The sequence below is a fragment of the Deinococcus pimensis DSM 21231 genome (assembly GCF_000519345.1).
Lineage (GTDB): Bacteria > Deinococcota > Deinococci > Deinococcales > Deinococcaceae > Deinococcus_A > Deinococcus_A pimensis.
This window is the reverse complement of the sequence record NZ_KI912637.1, coordinates 2,321-2,587: the sequence shown is the minus strand read 5'-3', so window position 1 is coordinate 2,587 and position 267 is coordinate 2,321. Positions and strand designations below refer to the sequence as shown.

Sequence of the window (267 nt, the reverse complement as noted above, 5' to 3'; positions counted from 1 at the left end):
GCCGAGACGCCCTACGGCCGCCTGTTCGCGCTCGGCATGGACCACCTGTACTTCGGACGGCCCCTCGGGCTGGAGGAGACCATCGCCCGCTTCGAGGCGGTGACGGCGGCGGACGTGAACGCCCTGCTCGCCGCGCGGCCCTTCGACCGGGCGCGCTTCATGGCGCTCGGACCCCTGCGCGCGGACCTCACGGCGCTCCCTCAGGACGAGGGCTGACGCTCTCCCCCGCCCGCACCGGCCGCGAGTTCCTCCAGCAGGTACTCCAGG

General features: G+C 74.2%; 1 pseudogene. It reads left to right on the top strand.

The features are described 5' to 3' along the window. A pseudogene (locus tag DEIPI_RS29690) lies at positions 1-216 on the top strand (hypothetical protein); the annotation flags it as partial. Positions 217-267: the final 51 nt, after the last annotated feature.